Here is a 21732-nt window from a genome sequence, read left to right as displayed (position 1 = left end):
ATCAAAAGGCAGAAAGGAGCTTTATGATGAATTGGATTTTTTATGGAGTTCTTGCTCTAATTATTTTTTTGGTTATCGATTGCTACAATAGACTGGTAAAAAATCGTATGCAAACCAAGGAAGCTTGGAGTCAGATTGATGTTCAGTTGAAGCGTCGAAATGATCTCTTACTGAACTTGATTGAAACTGTGAAAGGATATGCAAAGTATGAAGGTGCAACACTAGAAAAAGTTGCTGAACTTCGTAGTCAAGTTGCGACAGCATCTTCACCAGCCGAAGTTATGAAAGCCAGTGATGCCCTATCTCGTCAAATTTCAGGTATCTTTGCTGTAGCGGAAAACTATCCAGAATTGAAAGCTAGTGCTACCTTTGCTCAATTACAAGAAGAGTTGACCAACACAGAAAATAAAATTTCTTACTCTCGCCAACTCTACAATAGTGTTGTTAGCAAATATAATGTTAAATTAGAAACATTCCCAAGTAATCTGGTTGCGGCTATATTTGGCTTTAAGGAAGCGGATTTCCTTCAAACTCCAGAAGAAGAAAAAGCAGTTCCTAAAGTTGATTTTAGCGGTTTAAGTGACTAAGAAATATATAAAAGAAACATCCAGAGAATCTTCTGGATGTTTCTTTTTGTAAAGTTTGTATTTGCAATTGAATTTGGTTATTACATTCTAAAAACCAAAAACAGGTCCATAGAGTGTCAAAACGTGCTTAACTTGATCGTAGTGAAACTTGTCATAGTTTCGCCAAGCAGTGCGAGCTTGATCGTTTAGTTTTAGTGAGCCAAGTCCAATCAAAAGACTAGTCTGTTGGTAAAAGCTTTCAAGTTCAATTAAAATAGCATTATCCACTCTCTCAGCTTTTTTGAGAGCTCTGAGAATTTCATCAATATTTTGCTGTAAGCGTAGGTCGTCAGGCAACCCTTGTTTGCAGTTTTGTATCGTTTGATTTAATTCTGAAACGAGTTGATAGGCTTCAGCTAAAAGAGCTTTGTCTTCCATATGAGCGTCCTCCTTTGCTCATGTATTGATGCCTATAGTATAGCACAAAAAGAAAAATTGTCATAATAAATATATCAAAAATAGAGAAAGATATTTTAAATGTTTAGATACTATACTCGACCTCCTTTCATGGTATAATCAAGTGAGTAAATCTTTATGGAGGAAGTATGAAATTAAATATTCAAGAAATTCGTAAATTGCCTGAAGGCTTGCATTTTGAGCAAAATTTAGATTTGGCAGCTGACTTACGTAAACGTAATCAAGAAATTTTAGATGTAAAAGATATTGTCGCAGTAGGAAAAGTCCAGTACGAAGACCTTATGTTTTTCCTAGATTATCAGTTATCTTATACAATCGTTCTAGCTTCTAGCCGCAGTATGGAGCCGGTAGAATTGAAAGAGTCTTACCCAGTGACAGAAGTCTTTATGGAAGGTGCTACCAATCAATTGGACCAAGAAGTTCTAGATGATGACTTAGTATTACCGATTGAAAATGGTGAAATCGACCTTTCTGAGAGCGTATCTGATAATATCTTGCTAAATATTCCAATAAAGGTCTTAACAGCAGAAGAAGAGGCTGGTCAGGGATTTGTTTCTGGAAATGACTGGCAAATCATGTCTGAGGAAGAGTACCAAGCTCAACAAGCAGTTAAGAAAGAAGAAAATAGTCCTTTTTCAGGCTTGCAAGGGCTGTTTGATGGAGATGAGTAGATGGTTTTATCCAAAAAACGTGCCCGTCATGTCATTGAAGAAATCATCGCTCTTTTTCCAGATGCAAAACCTAGTCTAGACTTTCGCAATCATTTTGAGCTTTTGGTTGCCGTTATGCTATCTGCTCAGACGACAGATGCTGCAGTCAACAAGGCCACACCAGGTCTCTTTGCAGATTTTCCAACGCCTCAAGATATGGCAGATGCAAGTGAGAGTGAAATTGCTAAACATATTTCTCGTCTAGGCCTCTATCGCAATAAGGCTAAGTTTCTTAAAAAATGTGCCCAGCAGTTACTAGACGATTTTGACGGCCAAGTCCCTCAGACTAGAGAAGAATTAGAGAGTTTGGCAGGAGTTGGCAGAAAAACAGCTAACGTAGTTTTGAGCGTAGGCTTCGGTATTCCAGCTTTTGCAGTTGATACTCACGTAGAACGTATCTGCAAACACCATGATATTGTTAAAAAATCAGCTACGCCACTTGAAGTTGAAAAACGTGTCATGGATGTCTTACCACCGGAAGAATGGTTGGCAGCCCATCAGGCTATGATTTACTTTGGCCGTGCCATCTGTCATCCAAAAAATCCAGAATGCGAACACTATCCACAATTGTACGATTTTAGTTCTTTATAAGGCTGATCATTGAATGTTTTTACTTGCTTTGGCCTAGGCTTTGTGATATAGTAAGGACAATAAAATATTCCTTTAAACCTGTCCCGTGAGGCAGGCAAGGAGCTGGATTAAGTAGAAGAGTAAGTCTATACTGTTTACAGTAAGGCTCGCTTAGTTATACATTCTCAAGTCTCCTTGAAAAAGGAGACTTTTCTTTTTGGAGGTTTGTCATGAAGACAAAAGAAGTTGTAGACGAATTAACCGTCAAGCGAGCAATTACGCGTATCACTTATGAAATCATCGAACGCAACAAAGATTTGAATAAAATCATTTTAGCGGGTATCAAAACACGTGGTGTCTTTATTGCTTACCGTATTCAAGAACGCTTGGAACAATTGGAAAACATCTCAGTTCCTGTTGTAGAATTAGATACTAAACCTTTCCGCGACGATGTTAAAAGTGGTGAGGATACTTCATTAATTTCTGTCGATGTGACAGACCGCGAGGTCATCTTGGTGGATGATGTGCTCTATACAGGCCGTACAATCCGTGCTGCTATCGATAACATTGTTGGACATGGTCGTCCAGCGCGCGTGAGTCTTGCGGTGCTAGTTGACCGTGGACACAGAGAATTGCCAATTCGACCAGATTACGTTGGGAAAAATATTCCAACCAGTCGTTCGGAAGAAATCATCGTTGAGATGACAGAACTTGATGGCCAAGATAGAGTTTTGATTACTGAAGAAGCTTAATAGCTAAAGGAGTAGCCATGTCAGAAAATCAACAAGCACTCAACCATGTGGTGTCCATGGAAGATCTTACTGTGGATCAGGTTATGAAATTGATTAAACGAGGGATTGAGTTTAAAAATGGAGCTCAGATCCCTTACGAAGACCATCCCATTGTTTCCAATCTTTTCTTTGAAAATTCGACAAGAACGCATAAATCGTTTGAAGTTGCAGAGATTAAACTAGGATTGGAACGACTTGACTTTGATGTAAAGACAAGCTCAGTCAACAAAGGTGAGACACTCTATGATACCATCCTGACTTTGTCAGCGCTTGGTGTAGATGTCTGTGTTATTCGTCACCCTGAGGTTGATTACTACAGAGAATTGATTGCGAGTCCGACGATCACGACTTCGATTATCAACGGTGGTGACGGTTCAGGGCAACATCCTAGTCAGAGTCTGCTTGATTTAATGACAATTTACGAAGAATTCGGACATTTTGAAGGACTCAAGGTAGCGATTGCTGGAGACTTGGATCATTCACGCGTTGCCAAATCCAATATGCAGATTTTGAAACGCTTAGGTGCAGAGCTCTACTTTGCAGGACCTGAAGAATGGCGAAGTCAAGAATTTGCTGACTATGGACAGTTTGTTACCATTGATGAGATTGTTGACCAGGTGGATGTTTTGATGTTGCTTCGAGTTCAACATGAACGCCACGAAAGTGGAGCCGTCTTTTCAAAAGAAGGCTATCATGCTCAGCATGGCTTGAACCAAGAACGCTACAATCGCTTAAAAGAAGAAGCAATCATTATGCATCCTGCTCCAGTAAATCGGGATGTAGAAATCGCTGACCACTTGGTTGAAGCTCCAAAATCACGCATTGTTCAACAAATGACCAATGGAGTCTTTGTTCGAATGGCAATCTTAGAATCCGTATTGGCAAGTAGAAAAGCCAAATAAGACACAAAACGTTAAAAGACGCCAGTGAGCGTCCACGAGAGGTGAGAATATGACAAAACGACTTCTAGTTTTAGAAGATGGCACAGTTTTTGAAGGTAAAGCCTTCGGTGCAGATATTGATGTAACAGGGGAAATCGTCTTTAATACAGGGATGACAGGCTATCAAGAATCCATTACAGACCAGTCTTATAATGGACAAATTTTGACCTTCACTTATCCATTGGTGGGGAATTATGGGATTAACCGTGATGATTACGAATCTATCAGCCCTACTTGTAAGGGTGTTGTAGTCTTCGAAGAGGCACGTAGAGCAAGTAACTGGCGGAATCAAATGACGCTGGATGAATTCTTGAAAGCTAAGAAAATTCCTGGTATTTCAGGGATTGATACTCGTGCTCTTACAAAAATTATCCGTAAACATGGAACCATGCGAGCAACCTTGACACATGCTGGAGACAGTATGGATCATGTTGCTGATCAACTTCAAGCGACTGTTTTACCGACTGATAATATCAGACAAGTTTCTACCAAGACTTCTTATCCAGCTCCAGGAGTTGGCTTGAGTGTTGTTCTTGTTGATTTTGGACTAAAACACTCAATTCTACGAGAACTATCTAAACGCGATTGTAACGTAACTGTAGTTCCATATACAACAACTGCTGAGGAAATCCTACATTTGAATCCAGACGGAGTTATGTTGTCAAATGGTCCGGGTAACCCAGAAGACGTTCCAGAAGCGCTCGACATGATTCGTGGTATTCTAGGGAAGATTCCAATTTTTGGGATTTGTATGGGTCACCAACTCTTTGCAATGGCAAATGGTGCAAAGACTTACAAGATGAAGTTTGGTCACCGTGGCTTTAACCATGCAGTTCGAGAAATTGCAACTGGGCGCGTGGACTTTACTAGTCAAAACCATGGTTACGCCGTTAGCCGTGAGGATTTACCAGAGCACTTGATTATCACCCACGAAGAGATCAATGACAAGTCAGTTGAAGGTGTACGTCACAGATACCAACCAGGTTTCTCTGTACAATTCCACCCAGACGCAGCTCCTGGTCCACACGATGCAAATTATTTATTTGACGAGTTCATCGAGATGATGGAAGCCTTCAAACAAACAAATTAATGACGAGTGTAAAATCGTCGGAGAATTTATGTAACTGAACACGATCGGAAAGCTCGGAATTCAGAGAAACCAACTTGGATTGTCAATCCTTCCTTGGTTTCCTAAAATTCAATCGCTTTCTATTCGTCCTTTGTATCTTATTTAATGTCGCTCTGTGAGGCGACGAATAGAAAGGCAGGTCGTTTCTTTTAGTCGCTATTGGGCGAACTAAAAACTTCCTGCACTAGATTTTTTACCGAAAAGTATCGTTTCGCTAAAAAATCGTCGGAGAATTTATTTAATGTCGCTCTGTGAGGCGACGAATAGAAAGGAGAAGGGTGGTCCGTATTTACTAAACTGAATACGGGCTACGGACGGTGCTAAAAAGATAGTTATTCCTAGAACTGAGAGTTCTTCGTCATAACTCCTATTTTAGCTTTGTCCGCTTGACGCCCTTAATATCTTATAAATGCCTAAACGTACTGATATCAAAAAAATTATGGTGATTGGTTCTGGTCCGATTATTATTGGTCAGGCTGCTGAGTTTGACTATGCTGGGACCCAGGCTTGCTTGTCCTTAAAAGAGGAAGGTTACGAGGTTGTCTTGGTAAACTCAAACCCTGCAACCATCATGACTGATAAGGAAATTGCAGACAAGGTTTACATTGAGCCAATCACACTTGAATTTGTGACTCGTATTCTCCGTAAGGAACGTCCAGATGCTTTGCTTCCAACACTTGGAGGGCAAACAGGGCTTAACATGGCCATGGAATTGTCTAAAAACGGAATCTTAGATGAGCTTGGAGTAGAACTTCTCGGTACTAAATTGTCTGCCATTGATCAAGCTGAGGACCGTGATCTCTTTAAACAGTTGATGGAAGAACTGAACCAACCGATTCCAGAATCTGAAATTGTAAATACAGTTGAAGAAGCAGTTGCTTTTGCAGCAACTATTGGATACCCAGTCATTGTGCGTCCAGCCTTTACTCTTGGTGGTACCGGTGGTGGTATGTGTGCCAATGAGGAAGAACTGCGTGAAATTGCTGAAAATGGTTTGAAGTTATCACCTGTTACCCAGTGTTTGATTGAACGTTCCATTGCTGGTTTCAAGGAAATCGAGTACGAAGTCATGCGTGACTCAGCTGATAATGCCCTTGTGGTTTGTAACATGGAAAACTTTGACCCAGTTGGGATTCACACAGGGGACTCTATCGTATTTGCTCCAGCACAAACCATGTCCGACTATGAAAACCAAATGCTTCGTGATGCTAGTTTGAGCATTATTCGTGCGCTCAAGATTGAAGGTGGGTGTAACGTTCAGCTGGCACTTGATCCGCATAGCTTCAAATACTATGTTATCGAAGTAAATCCTCGTGTATCGCGTTCGTCAGCCCTTGCTTCTAAGGCGACGGGTTATCCAATTGCTAAATTAGCTGCCAAGATTGCGGTAGGGTTGACCTTGGATGAAGTTATTAACCCTGTTACAGGTTCAACTTATGCTATGTTTGAACCAGCCCTTGACTATGTGGTTGCAAAGATTCCACGCTTCCCATTTGACAAGTTTGAAAAGGGTGAACGTCGTCTTGGTACTCAGATGAAGGCAACTGGAGAAGTTATGGCTATCGGTCGTAACATCGAGGAATCACTTCTTAAGGCTTGTCGTTCTCTTGAAATTGGAGTTCACCACAATGAAATGCCTGAACTTGCAGAAGTCTCAGATGATGCCTTGATTGAAAAAGTTGTCAAAGCTCAAGATGACCGTCTTTTCTACGTATCTGAAGCCATTCGTCGTGGTTATACACCAGAAGAGATTGCTGACTTGACTAAGATTGATATCTTCTATCTTGATAAACTCTTGCATATCTTTGAGATTGAGCAAGAATTGGGTTCTCATCCACAAGATCTAGCAGTCCTAAAAACAGCAAAACTCAATGGTTTCTCAGATCGTAAGATTGCTGAACTCTGGAATACTACAGCTGACCAAGTTCGCCAACTACGTTTGGAAAACAAGATTGTCCCAGTTTACAAGATGGTTGATACTTGTGCAGCAGAGTTTGAATCAGAAACTCCATACTTCTATTCTACTTATGGTTGGGAAAATGAATCTATCAAGTCAGATAAGGAATCTGTACTTGTCCTTGGTTCTGGTCCAATCCGTATCGGTCAAGGGGTTGAGTTTGACTACGCAACTGTTCACTCAGTTAAGGCGATTCAAGCTGCTGGCTACGAAGCCATCATCATGAACTCAAACCCAGAGACAGTTTCAACAGACTTCTCTGTATCAGACAAACTTTACTTTGAACCATTGACATTTGAAGATGTCATGAATGTTATTGACCTTGAACAACCAAAAGGTGTTATCGTTCAATTTGGTGGTCAAACAGCCATCAACCTTGCTGAACCATTGGCAAAAGCTGGTGTAACTATCCTTGGGACGCAAGTTTCTGACCTAGACCGTGCCGAAGACCGTGACCTCTTCGAGCAAGCCCTCAAAGACTTGGATATTCCTCAGCCACCTGGACAAACAGCAACAAATGAAGAAGAAGCTGTGCTTGCAGCTCGTAAGATTGGCTTCCCAGTTCTCGTTCGCCCTTCTTATGTCTTGGGTGGGCGTGCTATGGAAATCGTAGAAAACGAAGAAGACCTTCGTTCTTATATGCGTACAGCTGTTAAGGCTAGTCCAGACCATCCAGTTCTTGTAGACTCATATATCGTCGGTCAGGAATGTGAAGTAGACGCCATCTCAGATGGGAAAAATGTACTCATTCCTGGTATCATGGAGCATATCGAACGTGCTGGTGTCCACTCAGGGGACTCCATGGCTGTTTACCCTCCACAAACCTTATCTCAAAAAGTCCAAGAAACCATTGCGGACTACACAAAACGCTTAGCTATTGGTCTTAACTGCCTTGGAATGATGAATATCCAGTTTGTCATCAAGGATGAAAAAGTCTACGTCATTGAAGTCAACCCACGAGCTAGTCGTACGGTTCCATTCCTTTCTAAAGTAACCAACATCCCTATGGCTCAGGTAGCGACTAAGTTGATTCTCGGTCAGAGTCTTGAAGAACTTGGTTACCAAGATGGACTCTATCCAGAAAGCACTCGCGTTCACATCAAGGCGCCAGTCTTCTCCTTTACCAAACTAGCAAAAGTAGATAGCTTGCTCGGTCCTGAAATGAAGTCAACAGGGGAAGTCATGGGTTCTGATACAACTCTTGAAAAAGCGTTATACAAAGCCTTTGAAGCTTCTTATTTGCACTTGCCAACATTTGGGAATGTTGTCTTTACAATTGCAGATGATGCAAAAGAAGAAGCCTTGGAATTGGCTCGTCGTTTCCAAAATATTGGCTACGGAATCCTTGCGACTCAAGGAACTGCAGAGTTCTTTGCAAGTCATGGATTGCAGGCTCAACTTGTTGGTAAGATTGGTGATGATGAACATGATATTCCAAGTTATGTTCGTAAAGGAAAAATCCAAGCCATTATCAATACAGTTGGTACCAAACGTACAGCCGATGAAGACGGTGAACAAATCCGTCGATCAGCTATCGAACATGGTGTGCCACTTTTTACAGCTCTTGATACGGCAGATGCCATGCTGAAAGTACTAGAAAGCAGAAGTTTTGTTACTGAGGCTATCTAAGATTAAAAAATGATTCTCGTAAGGGAATCATTTTTTTAGTCTGAAAATACGTTACAGTGTTCACAATCTTTAAAATGTAATCAAATCGAAATATTTAGAAAAAGAAATATAATAAATGAAACGATTATTAAATAAAAAAATCTTGTATATAAGGCTTTTTTTATACATACATTTAAATATATATTATAAATTATAAAAGGCTAAGAAACACTGTTAAAAGTGATTAGAAAGCGTTCTCTGGAGCATATAATTAATTGAATTAATATTGATTTTTTGATATGATAGAAATGCTAAAGCGGGTAAAATCTAGTTATAATTTTTGTGCATAAGGTTCAAGATTTGTAGAAATATTACCTTCTGTTAGTAAAATATATAAAAGGAGAACTTATCCATATGATAAGAAAAGAACAACAACGTTTTTCTTTGCGTAAATATAAGGTAGGTGTTGCATCAGTATTTTTAGGGACAACTCTTAGCTTTATGATGGCAAATGGTGGAGCAGTTAAAGCATCTGAGCTCCCTACACAACCAGCTTCTGAAGAAAAAACTGAGTTGGTGAAAAAGGATGTCAGCAGTGATGATTCCTCTAAAAAGGAACAAGATGTCGTAGCAAATGTTGCAACAACTGAGCTTGCTGAGGGGAACAAGGCAGAAGAAGTAAAACCTGCTTCTGAAGCTAAAACAGAAGAAGCTAAATCTGAACCAGTGTCTTCAGAAAAAGCAGAAGAGGTAAAACCTGCTTCAACAGAGACTGAGATTGCTAAGAAAGAAACCGCTAAGCCAGTTGAAAAAGCTGAAGAAACAAAGCCAGCTGTTTCAGAAGGTGATAAACCTAAAGTCCGTAATCGTCGTGCTACAACGGAAGATGCAGTTTCTGGAGATCACAACTCTAAACCAGTCAGTGTTAGTACATATCTAAAAGATGGTGAAACTGTAGATCCTGCGATCACAAATCCAAATGGAGCTAAGGTTGTGTCACAAACTGTTCCTTCTGGTTATGCAAGAAAAGAAGGAGATTGGTATACTTACAGTATCATAGACCTTACTCGCTTTAATGAACGATATAATACAAATTATTATACACGTGCGTATAAAAGATTTGATGATTCTACAGAAACAACTGTTGAATTAATCGATAAAACTACTGGTAATGTAGTAGAAACTAAAACTCTTTCTGCGTCAAGCGGTATTCAAAAATTCACAACTACAACTGCTGCCTCTAATGGACAATTAACTGTGAAATATGATTACAACAAAGGTTTAGGAGCAGGACCTGGTAAAACTGACGAACCATTCATTCAATTTGGTTATGAAGTTGGGGCAAGTATTCAAGCTTTAGTAAATCCAAAAAATGAAGCTGAACAAAAATTATATACAGATGTTTATAATGCTCGTACATCAACTGATATTATTAACGTTGTGGAACCAGCTTATAACGGTCGTACAATTACTGATTCAAACGCTAAAATTCCAAAATTTGTCGAAAAACCGACTTACTATAGAGTAGTCGATAAAAATAATGCTACATTTAACGCTAATAAAACAGATAAAACTGTTCAAGACTACGTACCAAATGGTAAAGAAGTAGATTTAGCTAAATATGCAACTAAAGCTATGGAAGGACAACATTTCACAGCGTCTGGTGAGCGTCAATTTGATGGATACAAACTTTACCAAACAGCAAATCCAGATTCGACAACTGGCTTTGTAAGTCGTCCTTACGTAGTTGGTACTAAATTCATGGACGCTGAGCGTGCAGGAATTAAACGTATTAAAGAAATCGTAGGTGAAGACGGTTCAGTCGTTATTCGTGTCTATCTACTTGATCCAAAACAACAAAGTAAACGTTCAGATGGTACATTAAGCACTGATGGATATATGTTACTAGCGGAAACTAAACCTATTAAACCAGGTGATTACAATAAAGAAGATTTAGTAGTTAAGAAATCACCTCTTAACACAATTGCTTTTACTGATAATAAAGGTGTAAACCATCCTAATGGAGTAGAAGTTCCATTTGACTTCCAAACTGCTGCTGGATATACACCCAAGAAAACAGTATTCGTACCATTTTTAGGAGACGGTATCGGACACCTTTCACCTAATAGTCAATTAGAAAATGGTGCATATGTACAGATTGGTACAAACGTTGACTTATTAAACTCGTTAACACCATATAAACCAACTGTTTACTACTATGTAAAACAAGAGCCAGTTGAAGTAACTCCAGAAGTTGAAAAACAATTGGATGGACGTGTCTTGACAGACGGCGAGTTCACATTCAAGTTAACAGAAGAGAAGAGCAGTCCTGATAAACACGAAGAAACTGTTACAAACAAGGACGGCAAAGCGACATTCAGCAAGCTTACTTTTAACAAAGTTGGTACCTATAAATACAAGATTACTGAGCAAAAAGGCTCTGATGCGAACGTTGACTACGATGCAATGACTGTTACAATGACAGTTACTGTAACAGAAAACTCTAAAGGTGATTTAGTAGCTAGCGTTAAATACAGTTCAGAAGGTGGATTTAGCACAAGTGCTGATGATAAGATCTTCAACAACTATGTTGTAGCTCCTGTTAAAGTTAAATTTGACTTCACTAAGAAATTGGCTGGACGTGAGCTTAAAGATGGCGAATTTAACTTCGTGCTTAAAAATTCTGATGGTGAAGAAGTTCAAACTGTAGCTAACAAAGCCGATGGAACTGTAACTTTCACAGAAATCGCATTCGACAACACTAAAGTTGGTACTCATACTTATACTGTTGAAGAAGTTGTCCCTGCAGCTAAAGAAGCTGGCATGGTATACGATGCTATGAAAGCTACCATTACTGTAGAAGTTTCTAAAAAAGGTCATGCATTAACAACCGTAACGAACGTAGTTTCTACTGGTGGTGTGGATGATAACGGTGCATCAACTGATGGTACTGAAGATAAAGTATTCAACAACAAGATTACTCCTCCAGAAACACCTGAATTCCAACCAGAAAAATTCGTACTTAACAAAGAAAAATATGATATTACTGGTACAAAATTAGTAGATGATGACAACGAGTTAACGGATGAGTACACTGAAACCAATGCAGATCCGTATGCTGATAAAACTACTAATAATGAACCTGAAAATATCAATACTAAAACAGTTGAACGTGGAGATAAATTAGTTTACCAAGTATGGTTGGATACTAGAAACTTCACAGATAGAAACAACATCCAATCTGTTGGTATTTCTGATACTTATGACGCTGAAAAAGTAACAGTTAACGCTGCTGATATCAAAGCATACGACAGTGTAACTGGTGAAGAAGTAACTTCTAAGTTTGATATTAAAGTTGAAAATGGTGTCATCACAGCTACTTCTAAAGCTTCTATGAACAAGTCTTTAGGTGATGCAGATAACACTCAAGTGATCGACACAACTAAATTCGAATTTGGTCGCTACTATAAATTCGATATTCCAGCTACTGTTAAATCAGATGTTAAAGGTGGAGTAGATATTGAAAACAAAGCCAACCAAATCGTTCATGTCTATAACCCAGTAAGCAAATCTGTAGAGACACCTGAAAAACCAACTCAAAAACGTGTAAATACTGTACCAATTACAGTTGATCTCAAGTTTACTAAGAAGTTGGAAGGACGTACTCTAGCAACTGGTGAATTTAGCTTTGTTCTTAAGAAAGACAATGTTGAAATTGAGACTGTTAAGAATGATGCAGAAGGTAAGATTACCTTTAAGACACTTAAGTTTGGTAAAGATGACCTTGGTAAGACCTACACTTATACTGTTTCAGAGGTTCCAGGTACTGATTCAACAGTTACATACGATGACATGGTTGCTACAGTAACAGTAAGCGTATCTCATGATGGTACTGCTAAAGCAATCGTTGCAAATGTGACTGATGCTCCTGATAAAGAGTTCAATAACGTTGTAACACCTCCAGAAGAACCTAAGTTCCAACCTAAGAAATATGTATTGGACCAAGAAGGTTTTGATATTAAAGGTGATTCATTATTAGATGACGATAAAGAACTAACTGATTCAGTAACGGATACAAACAACAACCCTTATGCTGATAGACATGATAATAACGAAGAGCATAACATCAACACACTGGGTGTTCGTAAAGGTGAACGCATTGTTTACCAAGTTTGGTTGGATACAACTAAATTTAACACAAACAACAAGGATAATATCCAAACTGTTGGCATCACAGATGATTATGACGAAACAAAAGTTGATGTCAATGCTTCAGATATCAAAGCTTACGATTCAGTAACTGGTGCTGATGTAACTAACAAGTTTGATATCAAGGTTGAAAATGGAATTATCACGGCTACACTTAAAGATGGTTTCACCAAGTCACTTGGAGATGCAGACAACACACAAATCATCGACACAACTAAATTCGAGTTTGGTCGTTACTATAAATTCGATATCCCAGCCACTGTAAAAGACTCTGTTGTAGCAGGTGCTGATATTGAAAATACTGCAAGTCAGTTGGTACATTATTACAATCCATCAACTAAGAAAGTTGAAAAACCAGTTAAACCAACTGAAAAACGTGTCAACTCAGTTCCAATCGACATCGAATTCAATTTCACTAAGAAATTGGAAGGCCGTGAGTTGAAAGCTGGCGAATTCAGCTTCGTATTGAAGGATTCAGAAGGCAACGAAATCGAAACTGTCAAGAATGATAAAGATGGTAAAGTGAAATTTGAACCATTATCATTCATGAAGGGTGACGAAGGAACTCACAAGTACACTGTAGAAGAAGTAGCTGGAACAGACGGAACAGTTACTTACGATACAATGAAAGCTGAGATTACAGTTGAAATTTCTTACGACGGTACAGCTAAAGCACTTGTGAAGACAGTGACTGACGCTCCAGATAAAGAATTCAATAACGTCGTGACTCCTCCAGAAGAGCCTAAGTTCCAACCAGAGAAATACGTATTGAATACAGCTAAATTCTCAATCACTGATAACAAGCTTCTTGATGATGATGTAGAGTTGACTGATAAATATGGTGAAACAAATACAGATCCATATGTAGATGGAACTTCAAACAACGAAGCAGAAAACATCAATACTAAGACTGTTAAACGTGGTGATAAGGTCTACTACCAAGTATGGTTGGACACTACTAAGTTCGACGCAAACAACAAGGATAACATCCAATCAGTAAGTATCACAGATGACTTCGATGAAACTAAGGTTGATGTAGACGCTTCAGCTATCAAGGCTTACGATTCAGTAACTGGTGCAGATGTGACAGATAAGTTCGACATCAAGGTTGAAAATGGTGTGATGACTGCAACTCTTAAAGCTGGCTTCACCAAGTCACTTGGCGATGCTGACAACACTCAAATCATCGACACAACTAAATTCGAGTTTGGTCGCTACTATAAATTTGATATCCCAGCCACTGTTAAAGCAGACGTTGCAGGTGGAGTAGATATCGAAAATACCGCAGCGCAAATCGTAAACTACTACAACCCAACTACGAAGAAAGTTGAAAAACCAGAAAAACCAACTGAAAAACGTGTCAACTCAGTTCCAATTGAAGTTGAATTCAACTTCACTAAGAAACTCGAAGGCCGTGAATTGAAAGCTGGTGAGTTCAGCTTCGTATTGAAAGACTCTGAAGGTACTGAAATCGAAACAGTTCAGAACGACAAAGATGGTAAGGTGAAATTCGCTACACTTGAATTCACGAAAGCCCAAGTTGGAACTCACAAGTACACTGTAGAAGAAGTAGCTGGAACAGACGGAACAGTTACTTACGATACAATGAAGGCTGAAATCACAGTAGAAGTTGAACACGATGGAAAAGCTAAAGCACTTGTGAAGACAGTGACTGACGCTCCAGACAAAGAGTTCAATAACACTGTGACTCCTCCAGAAACTCCTGAGTTTAACCCAGAGAAATACATTCTTAACGAAGAGAAATTTGACATTACTGGAACTAAACTTTTGGATGATGATAAAGAGTTGACTGATAAAGTAGCTGATACCAACAAAGATCCATATGCGGACAAAGCTGATAATAATGAAGCTCAAAATATCAATACTAAAACACTCCATAAAGGTGATAAGGTTGTTTACCAAGTATGGTTGGATACAACTAAATTTACAGAAGCTCACAATATTCAATCTGTTGGAATTACAGATAAATATGACAGTGAAAACTTGGATGTTAATGTAGCTGATATTAAAGCTTACGATTCAGTAACTGGTGAAGATGTAACCGCTAAGTTTGATATCTCAATTGTGGATGGTGTCATTACTGCTACATCTAAGGCTGAATTGACTAAGTCACTTGGAGATGCAGAGAATACACAAGTAATCGACACTGCTAAATTAGCATTTGGACGTTACTACAAGTTTGATATTCTTGCACGAATCAAGGATACTGCTAAGGAAGGTGTAGATATTGAAAATACAGCTTCTCAAATCGTTCACCAATACGATCCAACTAAGAAATCAGTTGAAAAACCAGAAAAACCAACTGAAAAACGTGTTGTAAATATTCCAGTTAAAGTTGAATTCAACTTCACTAAGAAATTGGAAGGTCGTGCACTTAAGGCTGGTGAGTTTACTTTTGTACTGAAAGACAAGGATGGAAATGTGATTGAAACTGTAAGCAATGATGCTGAAGGTAAGATCAAGTTCTCAGCTCTTGAATTCAAACGTGGCGAAGAAGGTACATATATCTATCACGTAGAAGAAGTACAAGGTACAGAAGCTGGCGTCGAATACGACAAGATGGTTGCTACAGTTGGAGTTACTGTAACTAAAGAAGGTAAGGTATTGACTCTTACTACACAAATGCCGGAAGATACTGAGTTTAATAACAAGGTAACACCTCCGACACCACCAGTAACACCACCAACTCCACCAACACCAGTAACACCACCAACCCCTGAAAAACCTAAGGGACGTGAGTTGCCAAATACAGGTGAGCAATCTACAGCTGGAGTGGCTGCTCTTGGTGCGGCACTTGGTCTAGTAGGACTTGGTTTGGTTGCAAAATCAAAAAGACGTGAAGACTAAAATTGATAGGTTCACATTAATCTAGTGAAAAACTAACGATTTTAGTTCTGAAATGAAAAGGCTTTGCTCGTAAGAGCAAGGCCTTTTTATAGTTTTTAAAAGATTTATGAAAAAAATATTGAAAGAAAGTGAAAACTATTGAAATTACATATCTTTTTTGATAAACTTAACATGTTTTTAAGAATCAAATCTTTTTATGCTTGAGAACATTTTAAATTTAAAATAAAAGAAGGAATAATCATGTCATCGTTAAAAGGTCAAAAAAAGATTAAATATGCTTTGAGAAAAACCTCTGTTGCTTTTGGATCTGTTGCTGTAGCGACAGTGATCACTGCTGCAGGAATTGCATCAGTATCTGCAGATGAAACTTCATCAGCTACTAACCCTATCTCTTCAACTACAATAGTAGCTAGTAAAGATATGAAAGAAGTTGTTGTTCCAGACGCTTTGGAAAAAGCTAAAACTGTTGCAACAAATGAAGGTCTTGAAGTAAAAGAAACTGAGACTAAACAACATGATTCTGAAGAATCTGCTACAAAAGATTACGAAAAACAAGTTACGGATATTCAAAAAACTGTAGCTGATTACAAAGCTCAAGTCGCAGCCAACAATGTAGCTTACGAAAAAGAAAAAGCTGAAGTTGCTAGTAAAAATGCTACTGCACAAGTAAACTATGAGAAAGAACTTAATTCATACAATGAACAGTTAGTTGCTTATGAGAAAGCTTTGACTGAAAAAGCAGCGGTAGAAGAAAGTAATGCAGAAACACGTGCTGCTTATGAAAAGAAACTTGAGGAATATAATAAAGCCTTAGCAGCATACAATGCATCTGTGAAGGCGAATCAGGAAGCTACTAACAGCAACAAATTAGCTCAAGAAGAATATGAAGCTAAAATGGCGGAGTACAAAACTAAGAAAGCTGCATATGATGAAGCACAAGCTGCTTACTTGATTGAACTTGAAGTTTATAATAAGAAGAAAGCACAATATGATGATGCCAAAGAAGCTTTCAATAAAATGGTTGCTGAACGTGGTGGAAATCCCGAAAAATACAAACAAGATTTGACTCTTCTTCCTGAAGAACTTGCTGAAGGAGAAACGACAAAAATCACACACCAAATAACTGGATTAACAACCTACTTGACAAGAGAAGGTCAATCTCGTATGTATGGTGATGGGAAAGCAACCAAAATGTATGAAACTAAGAATTTAAAAGATTCTGATTTAACAACAACAAACCCATATGCTAATAACGAAATTGAGTGGGCAGTTGTAAAAGTCGGAGATAAATTCGATGTAACATACAATGGTTTAACCCAAGCGAAAATAACTTATGGAAATAAAGAAATACCAATTGCTAAAGTCGTATACAAATACGAGGTAAAAAGTCTTCCTTCTTCTGACGGAAGAGGTATTGTTCAAATTTATAATGATCCAGCAGTTACAATGACAATCGGAAGTTCAACAGAAACTGAAAATCCTGCAATAGTTGCTGTGGACATTGAGTTTTATGATAAGAATAATCAATTGCTTAGCTTGACTAATCCGAATGCACTTCTTGCTCTTAACTCACTCAACCACTGGAATGGTGCATCTTATGTTGAAAACGATAAACCTCGTGCTCTAGTTGTGGAAGCTAAAGATAGCGATGGAAATACAGTTCGTGGAACTTGGGATCCATACGCAGACGGAAGCAATCCAACACTTGATGGAGCAGATGTTGTTGTCAAAAGTGGTAAAGCTGACTTTGGTAGTGCAGAAGTCTATATCGATGCAAGCAATCCGTTGAAAATTGTTGCACAAAAAGCGACATGGGTGGATGATGCCTTTAAAGTTACTGAAGAAACTGTAGTTGACGAAACAACAGTAAATGCTTCTGGTGGTGGTAATGGTCATTCAGTTGGGACCGAGGACTACACATTTAACAATCAATCAGATGTTATCGGTAGCTACACAGTAGATGCTACATCAGGTGTTTTGCGATACACACCTAAGATGAAACACCAAAATACACCTCACATTGAGTATGTAAATATTGGTGACAATGAATTTATTAAACTACCAAATTCAAGTGTTGATCAGGATGCATCTACAAAATTAGTCTATTCAAAAGATCAAAATCAATACATGTCTCAAGGAGCTACCTTTAATGCTGATTCTTCAAGTGAGACTAAGGGTTGGGATGATCCAAAGAGTCCTTACCTCTACTATGGTGGTGGTGCTGTTCTTTTAAAAAATAATCATCTTGAATTTATCGTAAAAGGTGCAAATGCAACAGGAGAAGCGACACTTTATTGGTTTTCAATTCAAACAAATGTTGCCTTCCCTCAAGACCCAGGTGAGGAACCAGTTAAACCAACTGAGCCAACTCCTCCTGTAAAACCTGAAAAGCCAGAGTTACTTGAAGTACCGATTGTTAAAGAAAACCCAATTCCACCTAGCAAGCCAGAGTACAAAGCTGTACCTGTTCTCCCAAGTCAACCAATTAAACCACAAGATCCAGAGTTGCTGAAAGATCCAGTTAAAAAAGAAGTAGAAAAGCCAGTTATTGAATGGCACAAAAATGTGGTAGTCAAAAAATCAGAAGAAACTTCACAAGCTATTAAACCAGAACCAGCTAAGAAAAACTTGCCAAATACTGGTTCAGCTGATCAATCATTCATGACATATTCAGCACTTGTTGGTTTAGCTACAGCAGGTTATGCTTTGTCACGAAAGAAAAAAGAAGATTAATTTAATCTAAGAATTATTTAAAAAGAGAAGACTAATTAGTTTTTCTCTTTTTTTTTTTTTTTTTTTTTATGAAATTTTGCTTATTAAAATTTAAAATATTAAACCGTTTTCACTTGACAAAAATTGGTCTATACCATATAATAAAATAAAGAAATGTGGAGGAACAATTATGAAAGTTATTCAAGTAAAAAATCCTGAAGAAGGTGGGAAAGTAGCTTTTGAAATTTTAAAAGAAAAGCTAGCAAATGGTGCTCAAACATTAGGGCTTGCAACAGGTAGTAGCCCGCTTGAGTTCTACAGAGAAATCGTTGAGAGTGACCTTGATTTTTCAAACCTTACAAGTGTCAACTTGGACGAATATGTAGGATTAGATGGAGATAATCCTCAATCTTATCGTTATTTCATGCAAGAACATCTGTTCAATAAAAAGCCATTTAAAGAAAGCTTTTTGCCTCGGGGAGTTAAAGACAATGCAGAAGAAGAAGTAGAACGCTATAATCAAATTCTTGCAGATCATCCAGTTGATTTACAAATTTTGGGAATTGGTCGTAATGGTCACATTGGATTTAACGAACCAGGAACTTCCTTTGACAGCCAAACACACCTTGTAGATCTTGATCAGTCTACGATTGAAGCTAATTCTCGTTTCTTTGATAAAATCGAAGACGTCCCAACACAAGCTATCTCAATGGGAATCAAAAATATTTTAGATGCTAAGTCTATTGTTCTATTTGCTTATGGTCCCTCAAAAGCAGAAGCGATTGCCGGAACTGTTGAAGGTCCAGTGACTGAAAATCTACCAGCAAGTAGTTTACAAAATCATCCGGATGTGACTATTATTGCGGATGCAGAAGCGCTTAGTTTATTAAAGAAATAAGTTGACATTTATATAGACCAATCAATAGCATACTTTGATTGGTCTTTTTATTTTATATTGATGTTTGATTAGTAAAAATAAAAAAATCTAACAGCCAGGATTGAATGAATTATAAAAAAGTAATACCTAGCAAACATAAAAATTATAAAAAATATTTTTTATAAATATATTTCAAACTATTTTAAGAATAAAACTAGACTTTGGTAAAAAATACTGGTATACTGAAATCGTTTAACGTCTAAACAATTAAATTTAAGGAGACAACTTAAGGTGAATAAGAAAAAAATAGCATTTTTTTCGTTCATTATTTGCTTATTTACGATCATTTTTTCTCTTAGCTTGAACAAAGCTTTTGCAGAAAATGCAGCGAGTAGTAAGACTATTGATGCCATTACGTCATTAGATATTGCAAATAATTCAGGCGGTGATCTTGAGAAAGATTTGGAACAGTGGGTTACATTTAGGCTTAACGCAACTTATGATTTGACAGACAAAGATGTTAAAGCCGGTGATACCACAGTTGTTGATTTGTCAGATGCTTTATATATCGAATCAGAAAACTTTGAAATTCGTGATGAAAAAACAAATGAGGTCATTGCGAATGCTAAGATTGACGAAACAAAAAAACATATCGTATTAACGTATACGGATTATGTAGAAAAGCACTCTGATACAAGCGGGTCTTTCTTTGTCTATACTCGAGTGGATTTCCAAAAGCACCCTGAAAAAGGAGAAATCCCTATCGAAGTTACTATTAATGGGAAAACACGAGTCGTTGGTAAGGTTAACTTTACTGGTGTTGGAGATGGAAATCCTGAATTAATCAATAAAACTGGATGGGTAAGTAGTGAAGACCAAAAAACACTTTCTTACACGATTTCAATTAACCGTACCAAAGAAAGCCTTCAAGATGCAACGGTAGAAGATACATTGAAGTTTTCTAATGCATCTTATATCAAAGATAGTATTCGTATCATCAAAGGTAAATTTAACTATGTGAACGGTCTATGGGAATTTACAGATAGAACAGATGTAACAGACCAACATACCATTACAGTGAGTGAAGATGGTCAGTCATTTGTTATTAAACTTGGTGATATTACAGAAAATGACCAGTACCGCATTGAATATAATGTTCAAGCTAATTATTCACCAGCAGATGGCGAAATCTTGAATAATGACGCTGTCTTAAAAGGTAAAGGTACAACTATTAAAGAGGTTGTACAATCAACTGTAGTTCAAGTATCTGGTGGTTCAGGGATTGGATATGTCTTCACGATAAATATCCATAAAGTTGATAATGAAAACCAACCGGTAGCTGGCGCTAAATTTAAGGTTGTAAGACAAGCTAACAATCAAGTTATTGGTGAGTATGTTACAGATGCTGAAGGTAAAATTACAGTAACTGGCCTTTTGAAAGATAAGTATATCCTAACTGAGGTGGAAGCACCAAAGGGATATGTGATAAATACAGCAGACACGGAAGTGAATGTAACAGATTTTGGAACTGATAAGTCAGTTACGAAAACAATTGTCAATCCAAAAGAACAAACCACAACAACGACAACTTCAACAACAACAGAAGCTCCGACGACAACTTCGACAACAACGACGGAAGCTCCGACGACAACCACAACAACAACGACAGAAGCTCCAACAACGACTTCAACAACAACGACAGAAGAGCCAACGACAACTTCAACAACAACGACAGAAGAGCCAACGACAACTTCAACAACAACAGAAGCTTCAACAACAACTTCAACAACAGAAGTGCCAAAGACGACTTCAACAACTTCAAAACCAGAAGTATCTGAAACCACTACTACAGAAGACAAACCAAGTCTTCCAAATACTGGTGAGTCTACAGGTATTGCATTAGTTATTGCTGGTGTATCTATCTTGGCAGGTACTCTCGTTATGAAAAAGAAATTTTCTAAATAATTGAGTTTAGAAAAAGATAGTTAATAAAAAGGACTTTAGGGTCCTTTTTTTATGTCAATGAAAAATAATGAAATGCACTATTTTTTCTTGACAATTTTTATCAATCCATGTAAAATAGAATAGATCTTGAACTTGAAGGGAGTGAAAATAATGTCTAAAACAGTAGTACGTAAGAATGAATCTCTTGACGATGCACTTCGTCGTTTCAAACGTGCGGTTACTAAAGCTGGTACTCTTCAAGAAACACGCAAACGTGAATTCTATGAAAAACCTTCTGTAAAACGTAAACGTAAATCAGAAGCAGCTCGTAAACGTAAAAAATTCTAATTAAAATGAAAGACTAGACTTGTCT

General features: G+C 38.0%; 13 protein-coding genes. 12 read left to right on the top strand and 1 reads right to left on the bottom strand.

Features of this window, described 5'->3' with window-relative positions; all coding sequences use genetic code 11:
• Positions 1 to 26: 26 nt before the first annotated feature.
• Positions 27 to 587 (top strand): LemA family protein, encoded by a 561-nt coding sequence (locus tag HMPREF1481_RS05580; protein ID WP_016466070.1) that lies wholly within the window; start codon positions 27 to 29, stop codon positions 585 to 587.
• Between the two features lie 87 nt (positions 588 to 674).
• On the opposite strand, the gene HMPREF1481_RS05575 is transcribed toward HMPREF1481_RS05580, so the two are convergent.
• The gene (locus tag HMPREF1481_RS05575; protein ID WP_016466069.1) at positions 675 to 1004 is read right to left on the bottom strand and encodes a hypothetical protein; all 330 of its coding nucleotides are present in this window, start codon (positions 1002 to 1004) and stop codon (positions 675 to 677) included.
• Between the two features lie 167 nt (positions 1005 to 1171).
• On the opposite strand from HMPREF1481_RS05575, the gene HMPREF1481_RS05570 reads away from it, so the two are divergent.
• The 11 genes from HMPREF1481_RS05570 to rpsU all read left to right on the top strand — a co-directional run bounded on the left by HMPREF1481_RS05570 (position 1172) and on the right by rpsU (position 21707).
• The gene (locus tag HMPREF1481_RS05570; protein WP_016466068.1) at positions 1172 to 1714 is read left to right on the top strand and encodes a YceD family protein; all 543 of its coding nucleotides are present in this window, start codon (positions 1172 to 1174) and stop codon (positions 1712 to 1714) included.
• Positions 1715 to 2344: an endonuclease III gene (gene nth, locus HMPREF1481_RS05565; protein WP_016466067.1), complete on the top strand. Its 630-nt coding sequence runs from the start codon at positions 1715 to 1717 to the stop codon at positions 2342 to 2344.
• A 209-nt stretch (positions 2345 to 2553) separates the two neighbouring features.
• A complete protein-coding gene (pyrR, locus tag HMPREF1481_RS05560) occupies positions 2554 to 3075 on the top strand; it encodes a bifunctional pyr operon transcriptional regulator/uracil phosphoribosyltransferase PyrR (RefSeq protein ID WP_016466066.1) in 522 nt (173 codons plus the stop codon).
• A gap of 17 nt (positions 3076 to 3092) precedes the next feature.
• The gene (locus tag HMPREF1481_RS05555; RefSeq protein ID WP_016466065.1) at positions 3093 to 4016 is read left to right on the top strand and encodes an aspartate carbamoyltransferase catalytic subunit; all 924 of its coding nucleotides are present in this window, start codon (positions 3093 to 3095) and stop codon (positions 4014 to 4016) included.
• A 49-nt stretch (positions 4017 to 4065) separates the two neighbouring features.
• Positions 4066 to 5145, top strand: a complete 1080-nt coding sequence (locus HMPREF1481_RS05550) for a carbamoyl phosphate synthase small subunit (protein WP_016466064.1) — start codon at positions 4066 to 4068, stop codon at positions 5143 to 5145.
• Between the two features lie 448 nt (positions 5146 to 5593).
• Complete coding sequence (carB, locus tag HMPREF1481_RS05545) at positions 5594 to 8770, top strand: carbamoyl-phosphate synthase large subunit (protein WP_016466063.1); 3177 nt, start codon at positions 5594 to 5596, stop codon at positions 8768 to 8770.
• Positions 8771 to 9163: 393 nt separating this feature from the next.
• Positions 9164 to 15826 (top strand): SspB-related isopeptide-forming adhesin, encoded by a 6663-nt coding sequence (locus HMPREF1481_RS05540; protein WP_016466062.1) that lies wholly within the window; start codon positions 9164 to 9166, stop codon positions 15824 to 15826.
• A gap of 240 nt (positions 15827 to 16066) precedes the next feature.
• Positions 16067 to 18559 carry a GbpC/Spa domain-containing protein gene (locus HMPREF1481_RS05535; protein WP_016466061.1) on the top strand — a complete coding sequence of 831 codons (2493 nt, stop codon included), beginning with the start codon at positions 16067 to 16069 and terminating at the stop codon, positions 18557 to 18559.
• Between the two features lie 169 nt (positions 18560 to 18728).
• On the top strand, positions 18729 to 19436 hold the full coding sequence (locus tag HMPREF1481_RS05530; RefSeq protein WP_016466060.1) for a glucosamine-6-phosphate deaminase: 708 nt from the start codon (positions 18729 to 18731) through the stop codon (positions 19434 to 19436).
• 270 nt (positions 19437 to 19706) lie between these two features.
• Positions 19707 to 21380, top strand: a complete 1674-nt coding sequence (locus HMPREF1481_RS05525) for an LPXTG cell wall anchor domain-containing protein (RefSeq protein WP_016466059.1) — start codon at positions 19707 to 19709, stop codon at positions 21378 to 21380.
• A 150-nt stretch (positions 21381 to 21530) separates the two neighbouring features.
• Positions 21531 to 21707, top strand: a complete 177-nt coding sequence (rpsU, locus tag HMPREF1481_RS05520; RefSeq protein ID WP_000048054.1) for a 30S ribosomal protein S21 — start codon at positions 21531 to 21533, stop codon at positions 21705 to 21707.
• The last annotated feature ends 25 nt before the right edge of the window (positions 21708 to 21732 follow it).

It is taken from the genome of Streptococcus sp. HPH0090 (assembly GCF_000411475.1).
GTDB lineage: Bacteria > Bacillota > Bacilli > Lactobacillales > Streptococcaceae > Streptococcus.
Note: the sequence above shows the minus strand (reverse complement) of the source record. Positions and strands in the feature narration are given on the sequence as shown.